Origin of the sequence: Chloroflexus sp., from assembly GCF_034435895.1 — a bacterium.
Lineage (GTDB): Bacteria > Chloroflexota > Chloroflexia > Chloroflexales > Chloroflexaceae > Chloroflexus.
The window spans coordinates 1-3,902 of sequence record NZ_DAOTWH010000027.1 but is presented as its reverse complement, the minus strand read 5'-3'; the positions used below and the strand labels follow the sequence as shown (position 1 = coordinate 3,902).

Below are 3,902 nucleotides of genomic sequence, written 5' to 3'. Positions count from 1 at the left end.
GAGGTGCCGGGATGGTTGCGGGCGGAGGAGCCAGGCGCGGCGAGTGAGGTGCCAGCGTGGTTGCGGGCGGAGGAGCCAGCCGCGGCGAGTGAGGTGCCAGCGTGGTTGCAAGACGCTTCAGCAGGTCACATTGAAACCCCTGACTGGTTGAACGTAGAAGCGCCATCAGACGCGATGCCGTGGCTGCAAGCCGAATTAGCGGGATTGCCGGCAGCCTCTGAACCGCCGCCGACGACAAGCTCAACGAGTGACGAATTCTTTAGCGGTGCAGAACTGCCGCCATGGTTGCGCGCCTCTCCTGAACGAGTGGTTGAATCGACCGTCTCTCCCTCCATCACGTGGTTGGAGCGTTTGCGCAATCGTGAAGCGGAAATTGAAGAGGAGACAGTTGCAGCCCCAGAGGTTGCAGTCATCAAGCCACCCTTACCGGCCCCTACGCCACGCACGGCAGATCAGGTTGCAGCGATGGCCTTACTCGAGCGGCTGATCCAGTCGCCATTGCCAATGCCGGCGCCGGTGGAACAACCGGCTGTTGTACGCCGCCGGTTGCCGTCGATGGAGCAGTTGCTCGCATTGGCACTGCTGATTGTCGTTTTGGTGGGCACGTTATTGCCGAATCTGATGGGGCCGTTTGTGCAGCAGGCGCAACCCTCGCCAGCAGCGATTGCGCTCAGTGAACGGTTGGCTGCTTTGGGCAGCGATGATGTGGTGCTAGTTGCGTATGAATGGGGCGCGCAGCGGGTGGCTGAATTGCGCCCGCTTGAGCAGGCGTTGCTCGATCAATTAATCGTTGATCGCACTAAGTTGATCATTGTCAGCACCGATCTGCAAGGTGCGTTGCTCTCGTTCGATCTGATCGGCCCGCTCCGCGCGGCTGGGTATAACAACGAAAATGGCGTCACCTTTGGCGGGCGTGATTACGTGTTGCTGGGGTACCGTCCGGGTGGTGAGTTGGCGTTGCGTAGTATGGCAATCGATTTGCGCGCGCAGCTGCGCCGTGATTATATCGGTCAAGATGCGACCGCTGGTTTGCTGGCAACCCGCCCTGATGGTTCGCCGCGCGTGCAAACGCTGGCCGATCTAGCGTTGATTGTGGTGATGGCCGATCAGGTGCAAGATGTGCAAGCTTGGATGGAGCAGATCCATAGCGTGGCGCCAGAGGTGCCGATTGCCTTCTTATTGCCGCAGGAGGTTTATCCGCAAGTCTTGCCATATCTGCGCTTGCCAAACGTCTATGCGGTGGCCGGTCAGCGTGGTGCGAGCGATCTGTTAGCTGCTGGAGTCGCTGATGAAGCGGCCACCACGATGCTTGCAGTGCAGACATGGGCGACAATTGCGTTTGTGGTCGTGCTAATGTTGGGCGGTCTCGTTGTGGTCAGTGGCCGGTTACGGCCCGCAGCGCGAGGGAAAGCTTGATGGATGTTGCGATGACGCTGATTCCGGTGTTGCTGACCCTCTTGGTCTTTAGCCGTTTAGTGGGTGATACGCCGGCGTTTCGTTTTGTCCAATATCTCTTTGTTGGCGTGGCGCTAGGCTATGCGGTAGTGGTTATCTACCATCAGGTGCTGCGTCCGGCGGTGATCGATGTGTTGGCAGTGAGCGGCCAGCCGGTATTGGCGACGTTGCGTTTGATCCCATTTGTGTTGGCGGCGTTGTTGCTCACTCGCGTGAGCGGCCAACAGACCGCTTCGTGGCTGGCAAATATCCCACTGGCGCTGGTGTTTGGCGTTGGCGCAGCGTTGGTAGTTGGTGGCGCGTTGATTGGGACGATTCTGCCGCAAGTGCTTGATGCCACCCGCCAAGATATGTCCTCTCCGGCTGCTGTGCTGGGCAGCGTGGTGTTATTGATCGGCTCGATCGTAACGCTGCTCTCGTTTACGCTAACCCGTTCGCCTGATCCTAACCGCCAGCGCTGGATTGATAGCGCAGCGCGGGTGGGGCGGTGGGTGCTATTGCTGGCCTTTGGCTTCTTTTTAGCCGGCAGTGTCAGTTCGTATCTCGCCGCGTTGAACGAACGGTTGCTATTCATTGTGGAATGGGTGCGGGCCGTGTTGGGTGCATAGCTCGTAAAGGATAACGAGCATGGTTGAGGTTGTGCGCGCGGTGCTGGTCGTGGAAATTGGCAGCGTCACCACGCGCGTGTCGCTGATCGATCGCGTTGATGGCGAGAGCCGGTTGATTGCTCAGGCCGAGACGCTTACCAGCCGCGAGTTACCATATCAAAATATCTTCTTCGCCGTGCAAGAAGCGACGGCGCAGTTGGCTGATCTCACCAGCCGCCAGTTGCTGCGCGATGGCCGCCTACTGATTCCGCAAACCAGCGCCGGCGACGGGATCGATGCGGTGGTAGTGATGGCATCAGCATTAGAACCGTTGCGGGTGGTCGTGACGGCGGTGGCTGCTGATGTCTCGGCCCGCAGCGCCTTGCACGCAGTGCGTGGCGTGCCAAGCGTCACGTTAGCCGTCTTGACACTCGACGATACGCTGGGCCGTCCGCCAGTGACTGATGACCAATCGTGGATCGAACGCCAACTCGAAACGCTGCTGCCGCTTGTGCCCGATGTGATTGTCGTGACCGGCGGGGTTGAAGGCGGCGCCGTCGAGGCGATGAGCCGGCTGGCCCATCTGGTTAAACTCAAACTCTTGTTTAGTGAAACCATTCGTGAACCGTTACCTACCGTCATTTATGCCGGTAATACCGCGGCGCAAGCGCAGGTGCAGATGGCGTTGCGTGAACGCAATACCGATGTACTGACCGTGGCCAATGTGCGCCCGGCGCTTGACCGCGAATCGCTCTCGCCGTTGCGGCAGGCGTTGCTAGCCCGGTATGCGCGCCAATTGGCCGATCTGCCCGGTCTCAGCCAGTTTGATCGTGGCCATCTCACGCTCTGCACGGTGGTGGAGGCGCAGTATGCAATGACCCGGTTTCTGGCCGAGCGGCGGCAACAACCGGTCTTGTTCGTTGACGTGGGGGCAACGGTGACTACTTTGATGGCTGCCGCGCCCGGTGAGATCCATGCAGCGATCCACGGCGTTCGTGGTACAGCCTATGGTGTTGCCAATCTGTTGAACGAGGTCGGGCCAGCCGCAATGAGCCGTTGGCTGCCGTTTGCAATTAATGAATCAGAGCTGGTGGAACGGCTGCTCAACCGGGTGTTACGCCCGCAGACGATGCCGGCGACGCGCGAGGAATGTTATCTCGATCTGGCGCTCACCCGTGAGGCGTTGGCGCTGGGGATTGCTGACCTGCGCGACGCAGCGCCTGACCTTGAGTATAGCCGGTTATTCGCCAGCGGCGGGCCGTTCATTCATGCCCCGCATCCCGGTATGGCGTTGCTAGCCTTGCTCGATGGCTTGCAACCCGGCAACGATCTGCCCGGTCTGCTGTTGCATGTGCATCTTGATACGCTCAGCCTGTTGGCAGTGTGTGGCGCATTGGCTACTATAAGCGCCGAGGCCGCGCTGTCGGTGTGTGACCACGATCTCTTAGCGAATACGCCGTTGGCAACATGTATCGTGTTGCAAGGCGGCAGTCATCTCGGTGAGCCGGTGGCTGAAGTTGAGCTGATTACGGTTGGCGGCGGCAGTGAGACGATACAGGTGCGTTATGGCGAGATAGCGCGTCTGCCGCTATCACCGAGACGGTACGCGCAGGTGAAGGTGAAGCCGGTCGCTGGGGTGCGGGTTGGGCGCGATGCTCCCGGTGAGCCGGTCGAGAGCGATCCGGCTGAGGTGCCGGGCAGCCTGCTCGGATTAATCATTGATGCGCGCGGGCGTCCGCTCGTGTTGCCTAACGATGGCGCCGAGCGGCGCCGGTTGCTGTGGTCGTGGCTGCGCGCGCTTGGCGCCGAACGCAGCGATAGCCCCTATCCTGAACCGGAAGCGGCGTTGCCGCCGGCGCC

At 60.4% G+C, this 3,902-nt stretch carries 2 protein-coding genes and 1 pseudogene; all 3 read left to right on the top strand.

Features of this window, described 5'->3' with window-relative positions; all coding sequences use genetic code 11:
* A pseudogene (locus U9R81_RS01525) lies at positions 1-1,416 on the top strand (hypothetical protein); the annotation flags it as partial.
* Between the two features lie 11 nt (positions 1,417-1,427).
* Positions 1,428-2,063, top strand: coding sequence for a hypothetical protein (locus tag U9R81_RS01520; RefSeq protein WP_322493780.1), 636 nt, complete (start codon positions 1,428-1,430; stop codon positions 2,061-2,063).
* Positions 2,064-2,082: 19 nt separating this feature from the next.
* Positions 2,083-3,902 (top strand): glutamate mutase L (locus U9R81_RS01515; protein ID WP_322493779.1); only part of this gene is annotated, 1,820 nt, incomplete at its 3' end.